Raw genomic sequence first — 18646 nt, 5'->3', positions numbered from 1 at the left:
ATATCCCTGTAAAAAATTACGCCTGTTCAGCGGCAATCATCTCTTCGATTTCTTTGATGATGCCCGCAGCGTTTTTAATTGCGTCCTGCAAAGTGATTTCATAAACATCGCGTGACTCAAAACGTTCGTTATCTTCCGGGGTAACCGCCACGGAGTGGATGATGATGGTCGCCTCTGCGATATCTTGCGCCGTAAGACGGTTCTGGATGCCATCTGCGCCCTGGGTTTCAATTTTCACTTCATAGCCTGCTTCTACCGCCGCTTCTTCCAGCGCCTGGGCAGCCATAAAGGTGTGCGCCAGCCCCATCGGGCAAGCACACAGGGCAATCAGTTTCTTACTCATCGTTATTTCCTCGCTTGGTTATAGTTAGCGAGTGAAATTATGAACGTGCAAAACAAATCGCTGTTACCAGACAAATAATGCTTTTACTGGATAATTAATCCCGTTATACGGAAGTGTGACGCAGGTCGGCCTTGTGATGAAACACAAAGAAAAATCTAATTAACTCTATGATTTAAATGACTATCGGGAGAGATTCCTCCCGATATGACAGGAAGGTTTTACAGGATGTGGCCTAAGGTCTGGCGTAGATGTGCGCCCGAACCGAGAAGTCCCGGATTGTCATGGACGATGAGATAAACCGGAATATCATGGACATATTCTTTAAAGCGGCCTTTGTCTTCAAAAGCGGCGCGGAAACCAGAAGCTTTGAAGAACTCGAGGAAACGCGGCACGATACCGCCTGCAATATACACACCGCCAAATGTCCCGAGATTGAGCGCCAGATTGCCGCCAAAACGTCCCATTATGACGCAAAACAGCGACAATGCCCGACGACAATCGGTGCAACTGTCGGCCAGTGCACGTTCGGTAATATCTTTCGGCTTGAGATTTTCCGGCAGGCGGTTATCGGCTTTCACAATCGCACGATACAGATTCACCAGCCCAGGGCCAGAAAGCACGCGCTCCGCCGAGACATGGCCAATTTCCGCACGCAGTATTTCGAGGATAATGGCCTCTTCTTCGCTATTTGGCGCAAAATCAACGTGACCGCCCTCACCCGGCAGGCTGATCCAGCGTTTATCTACATGGACCAGATGCGCAACCCCAAGCCCTGTTCCGGCACCGTACACCGCGATTGGTTTACCTTCTACTGGTTCTGCTCCGCCAAACTGGATCAGGTGCTCTTTTTTCAGCATCGGGATCGCCATCGAAACCGCCGTAAAATCATTGATAATTTCCAGATGGCTAAAACCGAGGCTCTTTTTCATTTCAGCAATCGAAAATGCCCAGGTGTGGTTGGTCATTGCCACCCAGTCACCGGTGATTGGGCAAGCGATGGCAATACAGCCGTCTTTCACCTCAACCTTATGTTCTTCGAGATAAACGCGAATGACCGCTTCCAGGCTGGGATAATCAAGCCCTGAATAGGTTTTAGCCTGCGAGATTTCGCCACTGGCAATATCACACAGGGCAAGACGTGCGTTGGTGCCGCCCACATCACCGACTAATGCATACTTTGTCATTCTTCTACTGCTCCGCTAAAGTCAAAAGAATTCTTTCTCACACTGTAAATACTTGGGGGCATAACAACAACGCCGGAAAGGCTGGCTCCCTGTAAATATCGATCTGGGTCACACAATTACTTTATCGTTTCAGCACCAATTGCAGCGATGCCTTTATGCAAGCTGGGCAAACTAAGTATCTGATCCCGCATAAGGAATAGAACATGCTCCATCCGCGAGCCAGAACCATGTTGTTATTATCGCTTCCCGCGGTGGCAATTGGGATTGCGTCCAGTCTTATTCTGATTGTAGTGATGAAAATCGCCTCGGTATTACAGAGTTTGCTCTGGCAACGACTGCCGGAAAGTCTGGGGTTAGCTCAGGACTCACCGCTGTGGATCATCGGAATATTAACGCTGACAGGGATCGCGGTAGGACTGGTTATCCGTTTCAGCCAGGGTCATGCCGGGCCAGATCCGGCCAGTGAACCACTGATCGGCGCACCGGTTCCCCCCTCTGCGCTACCGGGACTGATCCTGGCATTAATTCTCGGTCTTGCTGGTGGCGTCAGCCTCGGGCCGGAACATCCGATCATGACCGTTAATATCGCTCTCGCAGTGGCGATTGGCACTCGTCTGTTACCACGAGTTCACCGGATGGAGTGGACTATTTTAGCCTCAGCCGGAACTATCGGCGCGCTGTTTGGTACACCTGTTGCGGCAGCGTTGATATTTTCGCAAACCTTAAATGGCAGTAATGAAGTCCCGCTATGGGATCGGCTCTTTGCACCGTTAATGGCGGCGGCGACTGGTGCTCTGACCACAAGTCTATTTTTTCATCCTCATTTTTCGCTACCCATTGCGCATTACGAACAGATGCAGATGACCGACATCATCAGCGGTGCCATTGTGGCGACGATTGCCATCGCTGCGGGGATGGTTGCTGTGTGGTGTCTGCCACGGTTGCACGCGATGATGCATCAGATTAAAAACCCAGTACTCATGCTGGGAGTTGGCGGTTTTATGCTGGGTATTCTGGGCGTCATCGGCGGACCTGTCTCACTGTTTAAAGGACTGGATGAGATGCAGCAAATGGTGATGAATCAGGCTTTGAGCGCCAGCGATTACTTTTTGCTGGCGCTCATTAAACTTGCCGCCCTGGTTATTGCCGCCGCCAGCGGATTTCGTGGTGGGCGAATCTTCCCGGCCGTGTTTGTTGGCGTAGCGTTAGGGTTGATGCTGCATGAACATGTTCCCGCAGTCCCGGCGGCGGTTACCGTTTCCTGCGCTATTCTCGGCATAGTACTGGTGGTGACGCGCGATGGCTGGTTAAGTCTGTTTATGGCGGTGGTCGTTGTACCTGATACCACTTTGCTACCGCTGCTTTGTATCGTCATGCTTCCAGCGTGGCTATTGCTGGCAGGTAAACCAATGATGATTGTGAATCGCCCGAAGCAACAGCCCCCCCACGATAAGCTTTAACAAAAAATGCTCTCCCTCACGATTTAAGAGTTATGGCGATGAAACGGGGCTTTACCTCCCCGTAATATTGCGTTAACAGGCCGCTGACGGCTTCGATCGTGAAGGAGAATAACAATGTTCAGGTCACTGTTTCTGGCGGCCGCCCTGATGGTATTTACCCCACTTGCGGCAAACGCAGGTGAAATTACCCTACTACCATCGATAAAATTACAAATTGGCGATCGCGATCATTACGGTAATTATTGGGACGGTGGTCACTGGCGCGACCGTGATTACTGGCACCGTAATTACGAATGGCGTAAAAACCGCTGGTGGCGTCACGATAATGGCTACCACCGTGGCTGGGATAAGCGTAAAGCGTATGAACGAGGCTACCGCGAAGGCTGGCGCGACCGTGATGATCATCGCGGAAAAGGTCGTGGACATGGGCACCGTCATTAAACACATTCGCCAATGGAGTACGATGCCTGATGCGACGCTGGAGCGTCTTATCAGGCCTACAAACCCGCGCCATTAAACACGTAGGGCGGATAAGGTGTTTACGCCGCATCCGCCAGTGGCACCACATGCGACGCCAGTTGAACTACAACCCTAGTGCCGTTCCCACCAGCAGCCAGATATTCAACGCGACCACCAGTACTACAATCACCCAACCGGTTTGTTTAACCCATTTGCTGTTAACCAGATCGCCCATCAACTTACTGTCACTGGTGAAAATCAACAGTGGCACCAGCGCCAGGGCAATACCAAAACTTAGCAGCACCTGACTCATGACCAGAATCCGCGTCGGATCCAGCCCCATCAGAATAACAATAAAAGATGGCAACATGGTCACGGTACGGCGCACCCACAGCGGAATATGGAAGCGAATGAATCCCTGCATCACTACCTGCCCCGCCAATGTTCCCACCACCGTTGACGAAAGCCCCGCCGCCACCAGACTTAAACCAAAGACCGTCGCGGCAGCATTGCTTAACAGCGGTTGCAGCGTCAGGTAGGCTTCGTCAAGATCAGCGACCCCCGTATGACCGGAAAAATGGAACGCGGCGGCAGCCGTTGCCATCATCGCCAGATTAACAAAACCGGCAATAGTCATGGCAATAGCCACATCCCATTTGGTGGCGGAATAACGTTGTTGACGCGAACCACCATGTAAATGCTGAGTGAGCGAAGAGTGCAAATAAATCACGTGCGGCATAATCGTCGCCCCTAACACGCCAGCCGCCAGGAAGACCGCCTCCGAGGTTGGTAAACTCGGAATCACCATCCCTTTACTCAACTGCGCCAGGTTAGGCTGAGAGAAAATCAGCTCGACAATGTAAGCCGCGGCAACAAACAGCAGTAGCCCGCCAATCACTTTCTCCAGCGGTTTTTGCCCGCGACGTTGCAGCATTAAAATCAGGAAAGTCGCGATACCCGTCAGCACCGCCCCCTGCAACAACGAAACACCAAGAATCAGTTTGAAACCGATCGCTGCGCCAATAAATTCCGCCAGGTCGGTCGCCATCGCAATAATTTCCGCCTGAACCCAATAGAACCACACTACGGGGCGCGGGTAGTGATCGCGGATTTGCTCTGCCAGATTTTTACCGGTGGCTATCCCCAGTTTGGCTGAAAGAATCTGAATCAGCATCGCCATCAGGTTCGCCCAGACAACAACCCATAGCAGTTGATAGCCGAAGCTGGCTCCCGCCTGAATATTGGTCGCAAAGTTACCGGGATCGATATAACCAATCGCTGCAATGAACGCAGGTCCCATTAATGCGAGCCTCATCTTGCGCGCCGCCCGTCCACTGCTACTCTCAACGCGATAGTTTGTCATCTTGTTGTGCCTCTAAAACATAGCCTTTGCTATGTTTCATGTTATGCTAAACGAGAATGATTATCAAATTCATTTAATTGGATTAGGGTGATTTCTCTGATAGGCCAGGATTATGACTACGAAAAGATTGATGAGTTAAATGTTATGATTATGTTTAATGTTAGCACATTTACATAACTTTCAGCTTCCATACACAACATAGCAGAAATGTATAACAGCTCACTATTTTTGAAGCTTGTCACAGGACATCATTATAGTGTGTGTCAGATCTCGTTTTCCTTAACCATGTTACATAGAATGTGCACGGAAACTTAACCTGCCTCATATTTGGAGCAAATATGGACCGCGTCCTTCATTTTGTACTGGCACTAGCCGTTGTTGCGATTCTCGCATTGCTGGCAAGCAGCGACCGCAAAAAAATTCGTATCCGTTATATAATTCAACTGCTTGTTATCGAAGTGTTACTGGCGTGGTTCTTCCTGAACTCTGACGTTGGTCTGGGCTTCGTGAAAGGCTTCTCCGAAATGTTTGAAAAACTGCTCGGGTTTGCCAACGAAGGTACTAACTTTGTCTTTGGTAGCATGAATGATCAAGGCCTGGCGTTCTTCTTCCTGAAAGTGCTGTGCCCAATCGTCTTTATCTCTGCATTGATCGGTATTCTCCAGCACATTCGCGTGTTGCCGGTGATTATCCGCGCGATTGGCTTCCTGCTTTCCAAAGTCAACGGAATGGGCAAGCTGGAATCTTTTAACGCCGTCAGCTCCCTGATTCTGGGTCAGTCCGAGAACTTTATCGCCTATAAAGATATCCTCGGCAAAATCTCCCGTAATCGTATGTACACTATGGCAGCCACGGCGATGTCCACCGTGTCGATGTCCATCGTTGGCGCATACATGACGATGCTGGAACCGAAATACGTGGTTGCAGCGCTGGTACTGAACATGTTCAGCACCTTTATCGTACTGTCGCTGATCAACCCGTACCGTGTTGATGCCAGCGAAGAAAACATTCAGATGTCCAACCTGCACGAAGGTCAGAGCTTCTTCGAAATGCTGGGTGAGTACATTCTGGCGGGCTTCAAAGTAGCCATTATCGTTGCAGCAATGCTAATCGGCTTTATCGCCTTGATCGCAGCACTGAACGCCCTGTTTGCTACCGTGACTGGCTGGTTTGGCTACAGCATCTCCTTCCAGGGCATCCTGGGCTACATCTTCTATCCGATTGCATGGGTGATGGGTGTTCCTTCCAGTGAAGCACTGCAAGTAGGCAGCATCATGGCGACCAAACTGGTTTCCAACGAATTCGTTGCGATGATGGATCTGCAGAAAATTGCCTCTACGCTCTCTCCGCGTGCTGAAGGCATCATCTCTGTGTTCCTGGTATCCTTCGCTAACTTCTCTTCTATCGGGATTATCGCGGGCGCGGTTAAAGGTCTGAACGAAGAGCAAGGTAACGTGGTTTCTCGTTTCGGTCTGAAACTGGTTTATGGTTCTACGCTGGTGAGTGTGCTTTCTGCATCAATCGCAGCACTGGTGCTGTAAGGCAATCCATTAAAAAAGCCGGGGATTATTTATCCCCGGCTTTTTTATCCCTGCTAATCAACTAATGGCTGCAGGCGACCAATTAAATATCCTTGCAGATATTGCACCCCAAGTTTATGCAATAGCGCTTGCTGCTGTTGCGTCTCTACAAACTCTGCAACCACACTTAACGACTTCGCTTTCGCCAGATCGGTAATCGAGCGCACAATCATCGCATCCAGCGTGTTCGTGACGATATCTTTCACAAAGACGCCATCAATCTTGATGATATCGGCCTTCAAACGTTTTAACCGCTCGTAGTTGGCATAGCCAGTGCCAAAGTCATCAATCGCAATACGGAAGCCAAATTTATGCAGTTGTTCAATGTTATACATACTGCTTTCTGCGTTAGAAAACGCCTGCTCCTCGGTGATTTCGAGAATGACAGCCTCCGGGGAGATGTGATAACGCTTAAACAGGCGAATAATCCGTCCGGCGATATTTTTTTGTAGCAGAGTGAGCGGCATTAAATTTACCGAATATCGCGGTCCTTTTTTGTCACAAGGGTGAGTTGCCAGCCACTTCAACAGGGATTCCAGCACCTGCAAATCGAAACGCGCGCTTAGGTTAAACTGGGCGATAAGTGGCAGAAATTTATCCGGCGTCATAATGCCGCCGTCATATTTCAGACGAGCAAGGATCTCATCATAGCCTTGTCCCTCTTTGTTACGAATGGGCTGGGCGTAGAGAAGCAAATCACCATTATCTAATGCTTTACGAATGGTGTTCAGCAATAGCACCTGTTTGGTAGTCTGCCCGGACGCCATCTCCTCTCGATTATCCAACGCCAGAACGTGATGATGAACGCAGGATTGTTCCGCCAGCCAGCTTAACTGCCCCAGCATGGGCTGCAGGGTTTCCTGATTACCATCAAAACGCCCCCAAGCCGCGCCGTAGCCCATATCCAGGCCGGTGTTGTTCCAGTGAATCTGCCGACTATTGAGGACATTAACCATATGCTGGAGCCGCCCTTCCGTTTCCGGCCCGGTCAGTACCAGCAGCAATTCACTGCCCGGTAGTTGATACAACTTTTCGTTTTCCTGCATCAACGGTAGCAGTGTACGGTAAATTGAGCGGATGCAATGAACGCGCATCACCAGACCGTAATGACGACTCATAAACTCAAGATTATCAATACGCAGGCAGCAAAAACTCTTTCCGGCCTCTTGCTCTTGCGATTGCTCCAACGCGCGAAAGTTGGGTAATAGCGTTAAAGGGTCGGTCAGCGCCTGCAAATGCCAGCGACGGTTAAGCCATTCACTACGATAATAAATGCGCACCATGTAGAGCAGGCAAACGCTAAAAGAAATCAGTACCGCCAGAATAAATGCCAGCGAATATTCTGTTTCCACCCCTTGTAAAAAGTTCTGGTTGTAATTCAGGAGGAAAAGAGTCGAGACAGCCCAGGTGAGATTTAAAAACGGATAGCGAAGCTTACCGACACCAAGAGTAAAGATGATAAAGAAAACGGGCACCAGATAACCGGCAATGAAGTCGTTTTCATAAGGCGTACACATCAGAAGTAGCAGCACGGTAAGAACAGCAAGCCAGCTTAAGGTAAATGCACGTTTCTCTTTGTTCAGTGACGGTGCGATATCTCTGCGCCACAATATCTGCGCAAAGTGGGGACTTACAATCATGCGAGTGAGATAGTAAAAGAACATGTTGTAAATCAACACCGCAGTGAAAAGGCTAAGCAAATCAACGACCGTGAAAATAGCATCTGCATCCCCGAAAAATGTCGATATTTTTAGCGGGAAATCAAAGAAGTTGCCTACAAGATACATGCTGCATTTGATGCCAATCGGCGTCACCAAACCAAGCCAGAAGAGACGTTGCCAGACGTTTCGGGTGGTCAAGCCATAACGCCAACGCGTTCCCAACTGCCAGCGTAATATTGCACAGGCACACAAAACAGCGAAAGTCTGGCTGCCAAGCATGACAGCGGTTTGCAAAAATGAGAGATGAAAATTCCACAGATTAGTGCAAAACATCCCGCATAAAACGGGAACGACACCACGCCAGCCAAAGATGAACACTATTGACAGCATTACGCACAGAGGCATCCACGCCAGAAAGATATAACTGGAATGGATAACTGCAAGTGGCGAAATAAAACGAGATAGCTGAATAAGTACCACGGTGAGCGTAAACGCCAGTGTGAATATCTTGATATTTTTTATCAGGTTATGCTCCACAAACATGAGTACACTACTCTCACTGATCGGGTTTTTCAGGCACACAAATAATAAGTTTATTCGCATCGCGAAGCAAACAGGGGCCGGCCTGCTGCTGTTTTTTTGTCCAGTGATGTTTTCACCAGGCGGCGCTAACCCGGGCGTGGACTGTATTACAAAAGCGGCAAAAAGCAGAGACAAAAAACCCCCGCTTCGCAGCGAGGGTTTGAAATTTGGTGGAGCTAAGCGGGATCGAACCGCTGACCTCTTGCATGCCATGCAAGCGCTCTCCCAGCTGAGCTATAGCCCCACGAGGCGTTTACGTACCAAATTTGCTGGGTGCAAAATTTGGTGGAGCTAAGCGGGATCGAACCGCTGACCTCTTGCATGCCATGCAAGCGCTCTCCCAGCTGAGCTATAGCCCCGTCACGTAAAGCTTGTCGAGTTGACGGGCGGCATCATATGAATTCCGCCCTTATGTGTCAACGGCAAATTGCAGCACCTGGTTTCAATCGCTGAAAAATCAGGCAAATGAACATTTTTGGATTACGTCTCGCATTCAGTAGTTATTCATATCACGGTTTCCTGTAAATTGATGCTATAAAATGAACACTTAATAGACCCACAACTATTCAGGGAATTGTTATGTTCAAGGAGAGGATGACGCCAGATGAACTTGCCAGACTGACCGGTTATAGCCGCCAGACCATTAATAAATGGGTACGCAAGGAAGGCTGGACGACATCACCAAAACCAGGCGTCCAGGGTGGCAAGGCCCGACTGGTACACATCAATGAACAGGTTCGTGAATATATTCGCAATGCAGAACGCCCACAGTGTCAGGGAGAAATACCCGCCCTGTCTGGCGATGCGCCGCTTGAAGTGCTGTTAGCGACGCTGGCGAAAGAGATGACGGCAACTGAACAAAAACAGTTTACATCCTTGCTTCTGCGGGAAGGGATTATCGGGTTATTACAACGCTTAGGGATTCGCAACAGCAAATAATATGAAAAGATTACGCAATAAAATGACCACCGAAGAACTGGCGGAATGCCTCGGCGTGGCTAAACAAACCGTTAACCGCTGGATTAGAGAAAAAGGCTGGAAAACGGAAAAATTTCCCGGCGTGAAGGGCGGCCGTGCCAGACTTATTCTGATCGATACGCAGGTTTGCGAGTTTATTCAAAACACACCGGCCTTCCATAACACGCCGGTTTTTCTCGAGGCCAAAGAACCTCTTGCTGAATACGCACCTGGTATGCGAACTCCGGCTTACCGGCAAATAATCAGCGCGATAGACAATATGACTCATAGTGAGCAAGAAAAAGTTGCGCAGTTTTTATCGCGTGAAGGGATTCGCAATTTCCTTGCCCGTCTCGATATTGACGAATCAGCATAAATAATAAGTAAAAAACGGCAGGATATTATCTCCTGCCGTTTATCTTTTAAGTATTAATTACTGCTGGTTTTCGCATTCAGCAATAAATACCAGCGCTTTATTGATGCGCTCAATGCTGCGTGCTTTGCCAATTGCGTGAACCGTAACATCCAGCGCCGGAGACTGGCCCGCACCGGTAACAGCTACGCGCAGCGGCATACCGACTTTTCCCATACCCACTTCCAGCTCATCCGCTGTTGCCTGAATAGCGTGGTGAACATTTTCAGCCGTCCAGTCAGTAATTGCAGACAGTTTGTCACGTACCACTTCCAGCGGCTGGCGAGCGACCGGGCGCAGATGTTTTTTCGCTGCATCAGCATCAAACTCGGCAAAATCTTCGTAGAAATAACGGCAACTTTGTGCCATCTCTTTCAGGGTTTTGCAGCGTTCACCCAGCAGTTTCACCAGTTCCGCCAGTTGCGGGCCGTTGCGGGTATCAATATTTTCCTGCTCGATATGCCACTGTAAATGAGTAGCGACATACTCCGGCGGCAACGCGTTAATGTAATGATGGTTTAGCCACAGCAGTTTGTCTGTGTTAAACGCACTGGCAGATTTGCTAACCGCGTTCAGGGTGAAGTATTTGATCATTTCTTCACGGGTGAAGATTTCCTGATCGCCGTGGGACCAGCCCAGACGTACCAGATAGTTCAGCAACGCTTCTGGCAGGTAACCATCGTCGCGATACTGCATTACGCTGACCGCACCGTGGCGTTTGGACAGTTTTTTACCGTCATCACCGTTGATCATAGAAACGTGCGCGTAAACAGGTACTGGCGCTTTCAGGGCTTTCAGAATGTTGATCTGACGCGGTGTATTGTTGATATGGTCTTCACCACGGATTACGTGGGTGATTTCCATATCCCAGTCATCAACAACCACACAGAAGTTATAGGTCGGAGAACCATCGGTACGGCGGATAATCAGATCATCCAGCTCCTGGTTACTGAACTCGATCGGACCACGGATCTGATCGTCAAAAACAACGGAACCTTCCTGCGGATTAGCAAAACGCACGACGCACGGTTCATCATCAGCATGATGTTCATGACTGTGGCGGCAGCGACCGTCATAACGCGGCTTCTCGCCTTTTGCCATCTGCTCTTCACGCAGTGCTTCCAGACGCTCTTTAGAGCAGTAGCATTTATAGGCCGTCCCCTCTTCCAGCATCTGATCGATAACCGCGTTATAGCGATCAAAACGTTTGGTCTGGAAGTACGGACCTTCATCCCACTCCAGACTCAGCCAGTTCATGCCATCCATAATGGCTTCGATAGCTTCCGGCGTGGAACGCTCAAGATCGGTGTCTTCAATACGCAGCACAAACTCACCACCGTGGTTACGTGCAAAAAGCCAGGAGTAAAGAGCAGTACGCGCGCCGCCAACGTGCAGATAGCCTGTTGGGCTTGGCGCGAAGCGAGTTTTGATTTTCATGAAATGGCCTTACGTTTAGAAAGATGCCGACAACCGGCAAATCCTGGAAAAATTGAGTGGGCGATATTCTATCACTCCAGCCTGATTCCTCAATGTAGTTCGGGTTGCTACATGATGCATTATTGTTTTCGTTGAGAAATTGCGCAACACGGTCTGTTTTGCGATCATCCTGCTTAAATTTACGACGAACGAACAATTTCTTTGGAAAAGGCGTTGACTCATTTTGAACTCTCCCTATAATGCGACTCCACACAGCGGGGGGTGATTAGCTCAGCTGGGAGAGCACCTCCCTTACAAGGAGGGGGTCGGCGGTTCGATCCCGTCATCACCCACCAACTACTTTATGTAGTCTCCGCCGTGTAGCAAGAAATTGAGAAATGGGTGATTAGCTCAGCTGGGAGAGCACCTCCCTTACAAGGAGGGGGTCGGCGGTTCGATCCCGTCATCACCCACCACTTCGGGTCGTTAGCTCAGTTGGTAGAGCAGTTGACTTTTAATCAATTGGTCGCAGGTTCGAATCCTGCACGACCCACCAATGTAAAAAAGCGCCTAAAGGCGCTTTTTTGCTATCTGTGATTTGCGAAATTGCCTGATGCGCTTCACTTATCACACCTACTATTTCCGGCAATTCCTGTCCCCTCACCTACTGTGTCAATGCTGCCAACAGCTTAACCATCGCAGGCGTCACCTGCTGTGTTTCATAAACAATATATAAATCCGCAGGGATGCGCTCTTTGAGCGGACGGAAAATGACACCTGGCCAGTTCATTTGTGCGTAGCTGTCCGCTATCAATGTGATACCAATACCCATACTGACCATGGCGAGTACCGTTTGCGGTTCATTAACTTCGCGAATAACAACCGGTGAAAATCCCACCTGCTGGCAAACTCGCTGCAAAAAATCCCAGTCAGTGTACACAGGCGGCATTGTAACAAAATACTCGTCACGTAGCGCCTCCAGTGGGACGGTGGAAAATGATGAGAGATGATGCTCTTCAGGCATCGCCACCAGAAACGCCGATTCATGCAACCGTAAGCTGGTAAAACCTGCCGGTGGTTCTGTCGCCATTCGCCAGATCCCGGCATCGAGTTCACGTCGTTCCAGCAGGGCCATTTGCATCGCGGGCATCTTTTCGCGAAAAAGAACTTCAACGTTAGGATTTTCCCTGAGGAATCGCCGCATAACCGGGCGCATCCGTCCCCACATTGCCGTTCCCACTACGCCGAGTTCAATCCGCCCTGCTTCTCCCCGACCTATTTGTTCAACCCGAGCCAATACATTATTTGCATTCACCAGCAATCGACGCGATTCTTCCATCAAGATTTTGCCCGCGTGTGTCAGTACGACGCTGCGCGAATGGCGAATAAAAAGCTGCGTGCCGAGTTGATTTTCCAGCTCTTTAATATGAATGCTGAGCGGAGGCTGAGACATATTTAAACGCGCTGCTGCGCGGCCAAAATGCAACTCTTCCGCTACGGCAAGAAAATAACGGAGCAACTTAAGATCTGTTCTGTATACGCGTTCCATAATTAAGTGCTCCATATAATAAATACATCGTATTAAATTATCATGGCATAAAGTATTTCACCACCAGATATCCGACATACATAAACACAATGGATAATATACCCGGTAATACATTTGGTACAGGAATAGGCAAGCGCACGATTGTAAATAAAGCACCAATACCAAAACCAACGCCGGAAGAAAATAAAATATCTTTCACTAATTAACCTTTATCATAAAAGCAGCTCTGAAGAGCAGAGCTGCGAATCCTTTTAATGAGTCACCGCTTGATGCTTTATCTTTTCAGGGTCATGATTATATTTAAACCCAAAGAAAAATATCACTGCGAGAAAAAGAGCATATCCTGCAAACACCAGCCAGATAGTTTGCCAGTCTTTTACGCCATCTACCGAGAAGTAATCTACTGCCATACCACTCAGAATCGAGCCAACCCATGCGCCGACACCATTTACCATGGTCATAAAGAGCCCCTGCGCGCTGGCACGGATGCTGGAATCAACTTCCTGTTCGACAAATACCGAACCAGAAATATTGAAGAAATCAAATGCACAGCCGTAAACAATCATCGACAGCAGCAGCAAAATAAAGCCGGTTGGTGACGGATCTCCATAGGCGAAGAAGCCAAAGCGCAGCGTCCAGGCCACCATACTCATCAGCATGACGGTTTTGATGCCAAAACGCTTCAAAAAGAACGGAATCGTCAAAATGAAACCGACTTCAGCCATCTGTGAAACTGACAGTAAAATGGAGGGATATTTCACCACGAAGCTATCAGCAAACTCCGGGTTACGGGCGAAATCATGCAGGAATGGATTACCAAAAACGTTGGTAATTTGCAGTACCGCACCCAGCATCATGGCAAAGAGGAAAAAGATGGCCATGCGTGGATTTTTAAACAGCACGAAAGCATCCAGACCCAGCTTGCTGGCAAGCGACGTGGTCGATTTTTTCTCCGCAACCGGAATCTTAGGCAAAGTCAGCGCATAAGCCGACAGCAGCAATGACGCACCAGACGCAACATACAACTGCAGGCTGCTCAATTCCAGATGCAGTAAGCTGACCGCCCACATCGCGACAATAAATCCTACCGTACCAAAAACGCGAATGGGCGGGAAAGCAGATACGGGGTCAAGCCCTGCCTGAGCAAGACAGGAATACGAGACGCTGTTCGATAATGCGATAGTCGGCATAAATGCCATCGCATTAATTAACATCACCCAAAACATCGTATCCGGATCACTCACCGACGCCGCATAAAAAAGTACACCAGCGCACACCAGATGACACAGCATATATGCACGTTCAGCGCGCAGCCATTTGTCCGCGATGATCCCCATAATACCGGGCATAATGATCGCGGCGATACCTTTGGAGCTATAGACCATACCGACGTTCGCGCCGGTGAAATGAAGGGTATTAATCATGTAAGATCCAAGGGTAACCAACCAGCTCCCCCAGATAAAATATTGCAAAAAGGACATTACCTTTAAGCGCATAGCGATGCTCATAATCGTTTCCTTGTCGCATCATATGGCCTCACCCGCGAGGCCGTTTCTTATTGTTTTTCTCAGGCAATTTTGCGCAGAAAGCCGCAAATAAGGTTGATGAAGTTCTGCTTAGAGAGCTCCGCAGCCGCCAGCGTTTGGGCATGTGACAATTTCACATCGCTTAAACCTTCCGCCATATTGGTAATCGCAGAGACCGCAACTACTTTAAGGTCGCAATGGCGAGCTGAAATAACCTCAGGCACCACAGACATACCAACAACATCCCCACCAATAATTTGCATCATGCGAATTTCCGCCGCAGTCTCGAAATTCGGCCCCGGATACGAGACGAACACGCCCTCCGTCAGAGGGAATCCCTCTTCTTTCGCCACTTTTTGTAACAGTGCGCGGTATTCCGCATCGTAGGCATTTGCCAGTGAGAAGAAACGCTCTCCAAAACGATCATCGTTAAGACCCACCATCGGCGTACCTGGCATGGTGTTGATATGATCTTTCAATGCGACCAGGCTGCCTGCCCCCACTTCCGGACGCAGTGAGCCTGCCGCATTGGTGCAGAACAGTAGCTCGCAGCCCAGCAGCTTAAAGGTACGAATTGCGTCAGTCATGATGGTCATTCCACGACCCTCGTAGAAATGTCCGCGACCTTTCATACATACCACCGGTACGCCCTGGAGATGGCCCAGCACTAACTCCCCCGCATGACCATGTACCGTACTTACCGGGAAACCTGGCAGCTTTTCGTAGGAAATTGCGACAGCGTTCTCAATCTGATCGGCCAGCGCGCCCAGCCCGGAACCTAAAATAAAGGCCACTCGTGGCGTGAAATTAGGTTTATAAGTCTTGATAATATCTACGCAAAACAGCGAGTTATGAGAAAATTGAACCTGAGACATATATATCCTTTTTCTGTAGGGTGGAATCTAACGCCTTTTTATAGCGAGGTTGTCCCGGCTCTTACCAATACACTTTTCTCACGCATTCAATAGCGATTCGATATCGATGGATTTATATCTTTTCTCTATTAATCAATGGTAAAAACTGTATTGGCGATATTAATTCCTTTGCATTAACAATATATCGTTTTTAACAAACCACTTTATTAAGCAATCTACTAATAACGATCAGCATAGGGATTTATGCTATGAAAAAACATCTTTTAACTCTGACTCTATCCTCTATATTAGCGATACCTGTTATATCTCATGCAGAATTTAAAGGCGGTTTTGCAGATATCGGCGTGCATTATCTGGACTGGACCAGTCGGACTACCGAAAAATCGTCAACAAAATCACACAAAGATGATTTTGGTTATCTTGAAATTGAAGGTGGCGCTAACTTTAATTTGGGAGAAATGTACGGGTTCTTCGACTGGGAAAACTTCTATAACGGTCGCCATAATAAACCAGGTAGCGAGCAGCGTTATACCTTTAAAAATACCAACCGTATTTACCTGGGTGACACCGGATTTAATCTTTACCTGCACGCGTATGGTACCTACGGATCTGCAAATCGCGTGAATTTCCACGACGATATGTTCCTGTACGGTGTCGGCTACAATTTCACCGGCAGCGGTTGGTGGTTCAAACCGTTCTTTGCTAAGCGTTATACAGATCAAACCTATTACACTGGCAACAACGGCTATGTAGCCGGCTGGGTTGCAGGTTACAACTTTATGCTGGGCAGTGAGAAATTCACTCTCACCAACTGGAACGAGTACGAGTTTGACCGTGACGCTACCTATGCGACGGGTAATGGCGGTAAAGAAGGGCTGAACGGCGCAGTTGCACTGTGGTGGAATGCAACATCACACATCACTACGGGGATTCAGTATCGATATGCGGATGACAAACTGGGCGAAGATTTTTACCAGGATGCGATAATCTACTCCATCAAATTTAACTTCTGATTAATTACTGCCGGGGCTCCCGGCAGTATGAATTCATTCTATATCTGATACAACGGATCCCCTTCCCGCTCAGCCATTAGCGCATGACCCTGGTCTCGTACCACATCCCATAACGCTTCAGCGGCAGTGGAAAGTGAACGGTTCTTCCTGCGCACCAACATCAACTGGCGTTCCACCACCGGCGTAATACGCTTTACCACCAGTGGGCTACCTTCAGGTAATGGCAGCGCCAGTGCGGGAAGAATACTGATGCCGATGCCTGCGGCTACCATCGGGAACAACGTCGCCGGATGACCAATCTCCTGCACAATATTCGCCTGAATACCGTTGCGCGCCAGCGCTGCATCAATCAGCGGTCGGCTGCCTGACGCGTAATCCTGCAACACCAGTTTCGCTCCCTGTAATGCCTGCCAGGCTACATAATCTTCCGCGGCCAGAGAGCTATCGCGATGGCAAAGCAAGAAGAAAGGCTCGGAAAGAATCGCTTCACATTGCAGATCGCCCACTGGGCCTGGATCGATGACGATGCCAAAATCGACATCTCCCTGGCGAATACTTTCCATCACCCACTGCTGCGGACGATCGTGCAGGACAAACTGAATATCTGGATAGCGGCGATGGCTTTCAGCAATGCATTGCGGAATAAGATGCGCGGAAATGGTCTGGCTGGCAGCGACCCGAACTTTTCCGCTCAGTTGTTGCCCCATACGCCCGGTATCGCGCAACGTGCTGTTTAGTTCATCCAGCAGTCGCTCAAGACGCAAAGCCAACTGCAGCCCAGCATCTGTAAGCACCACTTCACGCGTGGTTCTGTCCAGCAGGCGAACACCCGTATGGTTTTCCAGCTCCTTCACACTGTGACTCACTGCCGACTGGCTCAGGCCAATACGCTCTCCTGCGCGACTAAAACTTTTCTCCTGCGCTACTGTGACGAAAACCTTTAATTGTTTTAAAGAATAATTCATCTATTTTCTTCATAAATGGATGCAATAAATCAATTTTATTTCTCAAACTGGAAGAAGCACAATAGAACCATCGATCATCTGGAGTCTTTATGAAACTTTTTCGTATCCTCGATCCTTTCACCTTAACCCTGATCACAGTGGTATTACTGGCTTCCTTCTTCCCGGCCAGAGGCGATTTCGTCCCGTTCTTTGAAAATCTGACTACGGCAGCTATTGCCCTGCTGTTCTTTATGCACGGCGCAAAATTGTCGCGTGAAGCGATTATCGCTGGCGGTAGTCACTGGCGGCTACATTTGTGGGTAATGTGCAGCACCTTCGTGCTGTTCCCAATTCTGGGCGTACTGTTTGCCTGGTGGAAACCGGTAAATGTCGACCCGATGCTCTACTCCGGTTTTCTCTATCTGTGCATTCTTCCGGCTACCGTGCAGTCCGCAATTGCCTTTACCTCAATGGCGGGTGGTAATGTCGCGGCTGCAGTTTGCTCTGCGTCAGCATCCAGTCTGCTGGGGATTTTCCTTTCGCCGTTGCTGGTTGGTGTGGTGATGAATGTTCACGGTGCAGAGGGTAGCCTCGAGCAGGTCGGTAAGATTATGCTGCAACTGTTGCTGCCGTTTGTGTTGGGGCATCTTTCCCGCCCGTGGATTGGTAACTGGGTGGCGCGCAATAAAAAGTGGATTGCGAAAACCGATCAGACATCCATTCTGTTGGTGGTTTATACGGCATTTAGCGAAGCAGTCGTTAACGGTATCTGGCATAAAGTCGGCTGGGGATCGCTATTGTTTATTGTGGTGGTTAGTTGCGTGCTGTTGGCTATTGTGATTGTGATTAACGTCTTTATGGCGCGCCGACTGGGTTTCAATAAGGCGGATGAAATCACTATCGTCTTCTGTGGCTCAAAAAAGAGTCTGGCGAATGGTATCCCAATGGCAAACATTCTGTTCCCGACATCGGTGATCGGTATGATGGTGCTGCCATTGATGATTTTCCATCAGATCCAACTGATGGTTTGCGCGGTACTGGCGCGTCGTTACAAGCGCCAGACCGGGCAGTTACAGTCGCAGCAGGAAAGCCACGGAAAGGTTTAAAGCGGGCGTTTCAGGGGCTGGACCAGTTGCGTCAGCCCCTCCGTTTTAATCAGCAGCGTGATTTGCATTAGCTCACCGAGTTTCCCTGCCGGAAATTCATCTTTGCGGGCAAACCACAGCAGATACTCCTCCGGCAGGTCAATTAAGCGACGCCCTTTGTACTTGCCAAACGGCATTATCGTATTGGCTATTTCAATCAACTGCTCTTTTTCCATC

19 protein-coding genes and 5 tRNA genes are annotated in these 18646 nt (G+C 49.1%); 10 read left to right on the top strand and 14 right to left on the bottom strand.

The genetic code is table 11. From position 1 onward, the window contains the following. Positions 1–16: 16 nt before the first annotated feature. Positions 17–343 (bottom strand): PTS fructose transporter subunit IIB, encoded by a 327-nt coding sequence (locus C1192_RS23515; protein ID WP_000038452.1) that lies wholly within the window; start codon positions 341–343, stop codon positions 17–19. 218 nt (positions 344–561) lie between these two features. Beyond that, positions 562–1527 carry a glucokinase gene (gene glk, locus C1192_RS23510; protein ID WP_000170363.1) on the bottom strand — a complete coding sequence of 322 codons (966 nt, stop codon included), beginning with the start codon at positions 1525–1527 and terminating at the stop codon, positions 562–564. 203 nt (positions 1528–1730) lie between these two features. On the opposite strand from glk, the gene C1192_RS23505 reads away from it, so the two are divergent. Further along, positions 1731–2987, top strand: coding sequence for an ion channel protein (locus tag C1192_RS23505; RefSeq protein WP_038355554.1), 1257 nt, complete (start codon positions 1731–1733; stop codon positions 2985–2987). 114 nt (positions 2988–3101) lie between these two features. Continuing rightward, on the top strand, positions 3102–3428 hold the full coding sequence (gene ypeC, locus C1192_RS23500) for a DUF2502 domain-containing protein YpeC (protein WP_000490087.1): 327 nt from the start codon (positions 3102–3104) through the stop codon (positions 3426–3428). A 142-nt stretch (positions 3429–3570) separates the two neighbouring features. Here ypeC and C1192_RS23495 read toward each other — a convergent pair whose 3' ends face one another. Both C1192_RS23495 and C1192_RS26230 read right to left on the bottom strand, forming a co-directional pair. Beyond that, a complete protein-coding gene (locus C1192_RS23495) occupies positions 3571–4809 on the bottom strand; it encodes an Nramp family divalent metal transporter (RefSeq protein WP_000186376.1) in 1239 nt (412 codons plus the stop codon). After that, a complete protein-coding gene (locus C1192_RS26230; RefSeq protein WP_420842036.1) occupies positions 4790–4849 on the bottom strand; it encodes a hypothetical protein in 60 nt (19 codons plus the stop codon). The genes C1192_RS23495 and C1192_RS26230 overlap by 20 nt, the downstream gene beginning before the upstream one ends. A 298-nt stretch (positions 4850–5147) precedes the next feature. Between C1192_RS26230 and nupC the strand changes: the two genes are divergently transcribed. Further along, complete coding sequence (nupC, locus tag C1192_RS23490; protein ID WP_001516818.1) at positions 5148–6350, top strand: nucleoside permease NupC; 1203 nt, start codon at positions 5148–5150, stop codon at positions 6348–6350. A 53-nt stretch (positions 6351–6403) separates the two neighbouring features. Here nupC and C1192_RS23485 read toward each other — a convergent pair whose 3' ends face one another. The 3 genes from C1192_RS23485 to C1192_RS23475 all read right to left on the bottom strand — a co-directional run bounded on the left by C1192_RS23485 (position 6404) and on the right by C1192_RS23475 (position 8991). Further along, positions 6404–8593: a bifunctional diguanylate cyclase/phosphodiesterase gene (locus C1192_RS23485; RefSeq protein WP_038355562.1), complete on the bottom strand. Its 2190-nt coding sequence runs from the start codon at positions 8591–8593 to the stop codon at positions 6404–6406. A gap of 207 nt (positions 8594–8800) precedes the next feature. After that, positions 8801–8876, bottom strand: a tRNA-Ala gene (locus C1192_RS23480). A 39-nt stretch (positions 8877–8915) separates the two neighbouring features. After that, positions 8916–8991, bottom strand: a tRNA-Ala gene (locus C1192_RS23475). Between the two features lie 220 nt (positions 8992–9211). Between C1192_RS23475 and C1192_RS23470 the strand changes: the two genes are divergently transcribed. Together C1192_RS23470 and C1192_RS23465 are read left to right on the top strand one after the other, a co-directional pair. Continuing rightward, entirely contained in the window at positions 9212–9571 is a 360-nt protein-coding gene (locus C1192_RS23470; protein WP_000472019.1) for a YfeC-like transcriptional regulator, read from the top strand. A 1-nt stretch (position 9572) separates the two neighbouring features. After that, entirely contained in the window at positions 9573–9965 is a 393-nt protein-coding gene (locus tag C1192_RS23465) for a MerR family transcriptional regulator (protein WP_038355555.1), read from the top strand. A 57-nt stretch (positions 9966–10022) separates the two neighbouring features. On the opposite strand, the gene gltX is transcribed toward C1192_RS23465, so the two are convergent. Beyond that, entirely contained in the window at positions 10023–11438 is a 1416-nt protein-coding gene (gene gltX / locus C1192_RS23460; RefSeq protein WP_038355556.1) for a glutamate--tRNA ligase, read from the bottom strand. A 259-nt stretch (positions 11439–11697) separates the two neighbouring features. Between gltX and C1192_RS23455 the strand changes: the two genes are divergently transcribed. From C1192_RS23455 to C1192_RS23445, 3 genes are all read left to right on the top strand, one after another. Continuing rightward, a tRNA-Val gene (locus C1192_RS23455) sits at positions 11698–11773 on the top strand. Positions 11774–11817: 44 nt separating this feature from the next. Next, positions 11818–11893 (top strand) — tRNA-Val (locus C1192_RS23450). Positions 11894–11897: 4 nt separating this feature from the next. After that, positions 11898–11973, top strand: a tRNA-Lys gene (locus C1192_RS23445). A gap of 108 nt (positions 11974–12081) precedes the next feature. Here the strand turns inward: C1192_RS23445 and xapR are convergent. Genes xapR through xapA form a run of 4 tightly spaced genes read right to left on the bottom strand, consistent with a single transcriptional unit; the run spans position 12082 to position 15367 of the window. Continuing rightward, a complete protein-coding gene (gene xapR, locus C1192_RS23440; protein WP_001516822.1) occupies positions 12082–12966 on the bottom strand; it encodes a DNA-binding transcriptional regulator XapR in 885 nt (294 codons plus the stop codon). 40 nt (positions 12967–13006) lie between these two features. After that, positions 13007–13165 carry a DUF1427 family protein gene (locus tag C1192_RS23435; RefSeq protein ID WP_000651752.1) on the bottom strand — a complete coding sequence of 53 codons (159 nt, stop codon included), beginning with the start codon at positions 13163–13165 and terminating at the stop codon, positions 13007–13009. A gap of 52 nt (positions 13166–13217) precedes the next feature. Further along, a complete protein-coding gene (gene xapB, locus C1192_RS23430) occupies positions 13218–14474 on the bottom strand; it encodes a xanthosine/proton symporter XapB (RefSeq protein WP_000020394.1) in 1257 nt (418 codons plus the stop codon). 59 nt (positions 14475–14533) lie between these two features. After that, positions 14534–15367 (bottom strand): xanthosine phosphorylase, encoded by an 834-nt coding sequence (gene xapA, locus C1192_RS23425; RefSeq protein ID WP_000084579.1) that lies wholly within the window; start codon positions 15365–15367, stop codon positions 14534–14536. A 248-nt stretch (positions 15368–15615) separates the two neighbouring features. Here xapA and C1192_RS23420 point away from each other — a divergent pair, with 248 nt between their 5' ends. Continuing rightward, complete coding sequence (locus C1192_RS23420; protein WP_038355557.1) at positions 15616–16380, top strand: nucleoside-specific channel-forming Tsx family protein; 765 nt, start codon at positions 15616–15618, stop codon at positions 16378–16380. A 38-nt stretch (positions 16381–16418) separates the two neighbouring features. Here the strand turns inward: C1192_RS23420 and C1192_RS23415 are convergent, their stop codons facing one another. After that, positions 16419–17345: a LysR family transcriptional regulator gene (locus C1192_RS23415; RefSeq protein WP_001109778.1), complete on the bottom strand. Its 927-nt coding sequence runs from the start codon at positions 17343–17345 to the stop codon at positions 16419–16421. A gap of 89 nt (positions 17346–17434) precedes the next feature. On the opposite strand from C1192_RS23415, the gene C1192_RS23410 reads away from it, so the two are divergent. Further along, positions 17435–18430 (top strand): bile acid:sodium symporter family protein, encoded by a 996-nt coding sequence (locus tag C1192_RS23410; protein WP_000765619.1) that lies wholly within the window; start codon positions 17435–17437, stop codon positions 18428–18430. On the opposite strand, the gene C1192_RS23405 is transcribed toward C1192_RS23410, so the two are convergent. Next, entirely contained in the window at positions 18427–18645 is a 219-nt protein-coding gene (locus C1192_RS23405) for a DUF3820 family protein (protein WP_000410201.1), read from the bottom strand. The two genes, C1192_RS23410 and C1192_RS23405, sit on opposite strands and share 4 nt — an antisense overlap. Position 18646: the final 1 nt, after the last annotated feature.

Source organism: Escherichia marmotae, assembly GCF_002900365.1.
In the GTDB taxonomy this organism is placed as follows: Bacteria; Pseudomonadota; Gammaproteobacteria; order Enterobacterales; family Enterobacteriaceae; genus Escherichia; species Escherichia marmotae.
Note: the sequence above shows the minus strand (reverse complement) of the source record. Positions and strands in the feature narration are given on the sequence as shown.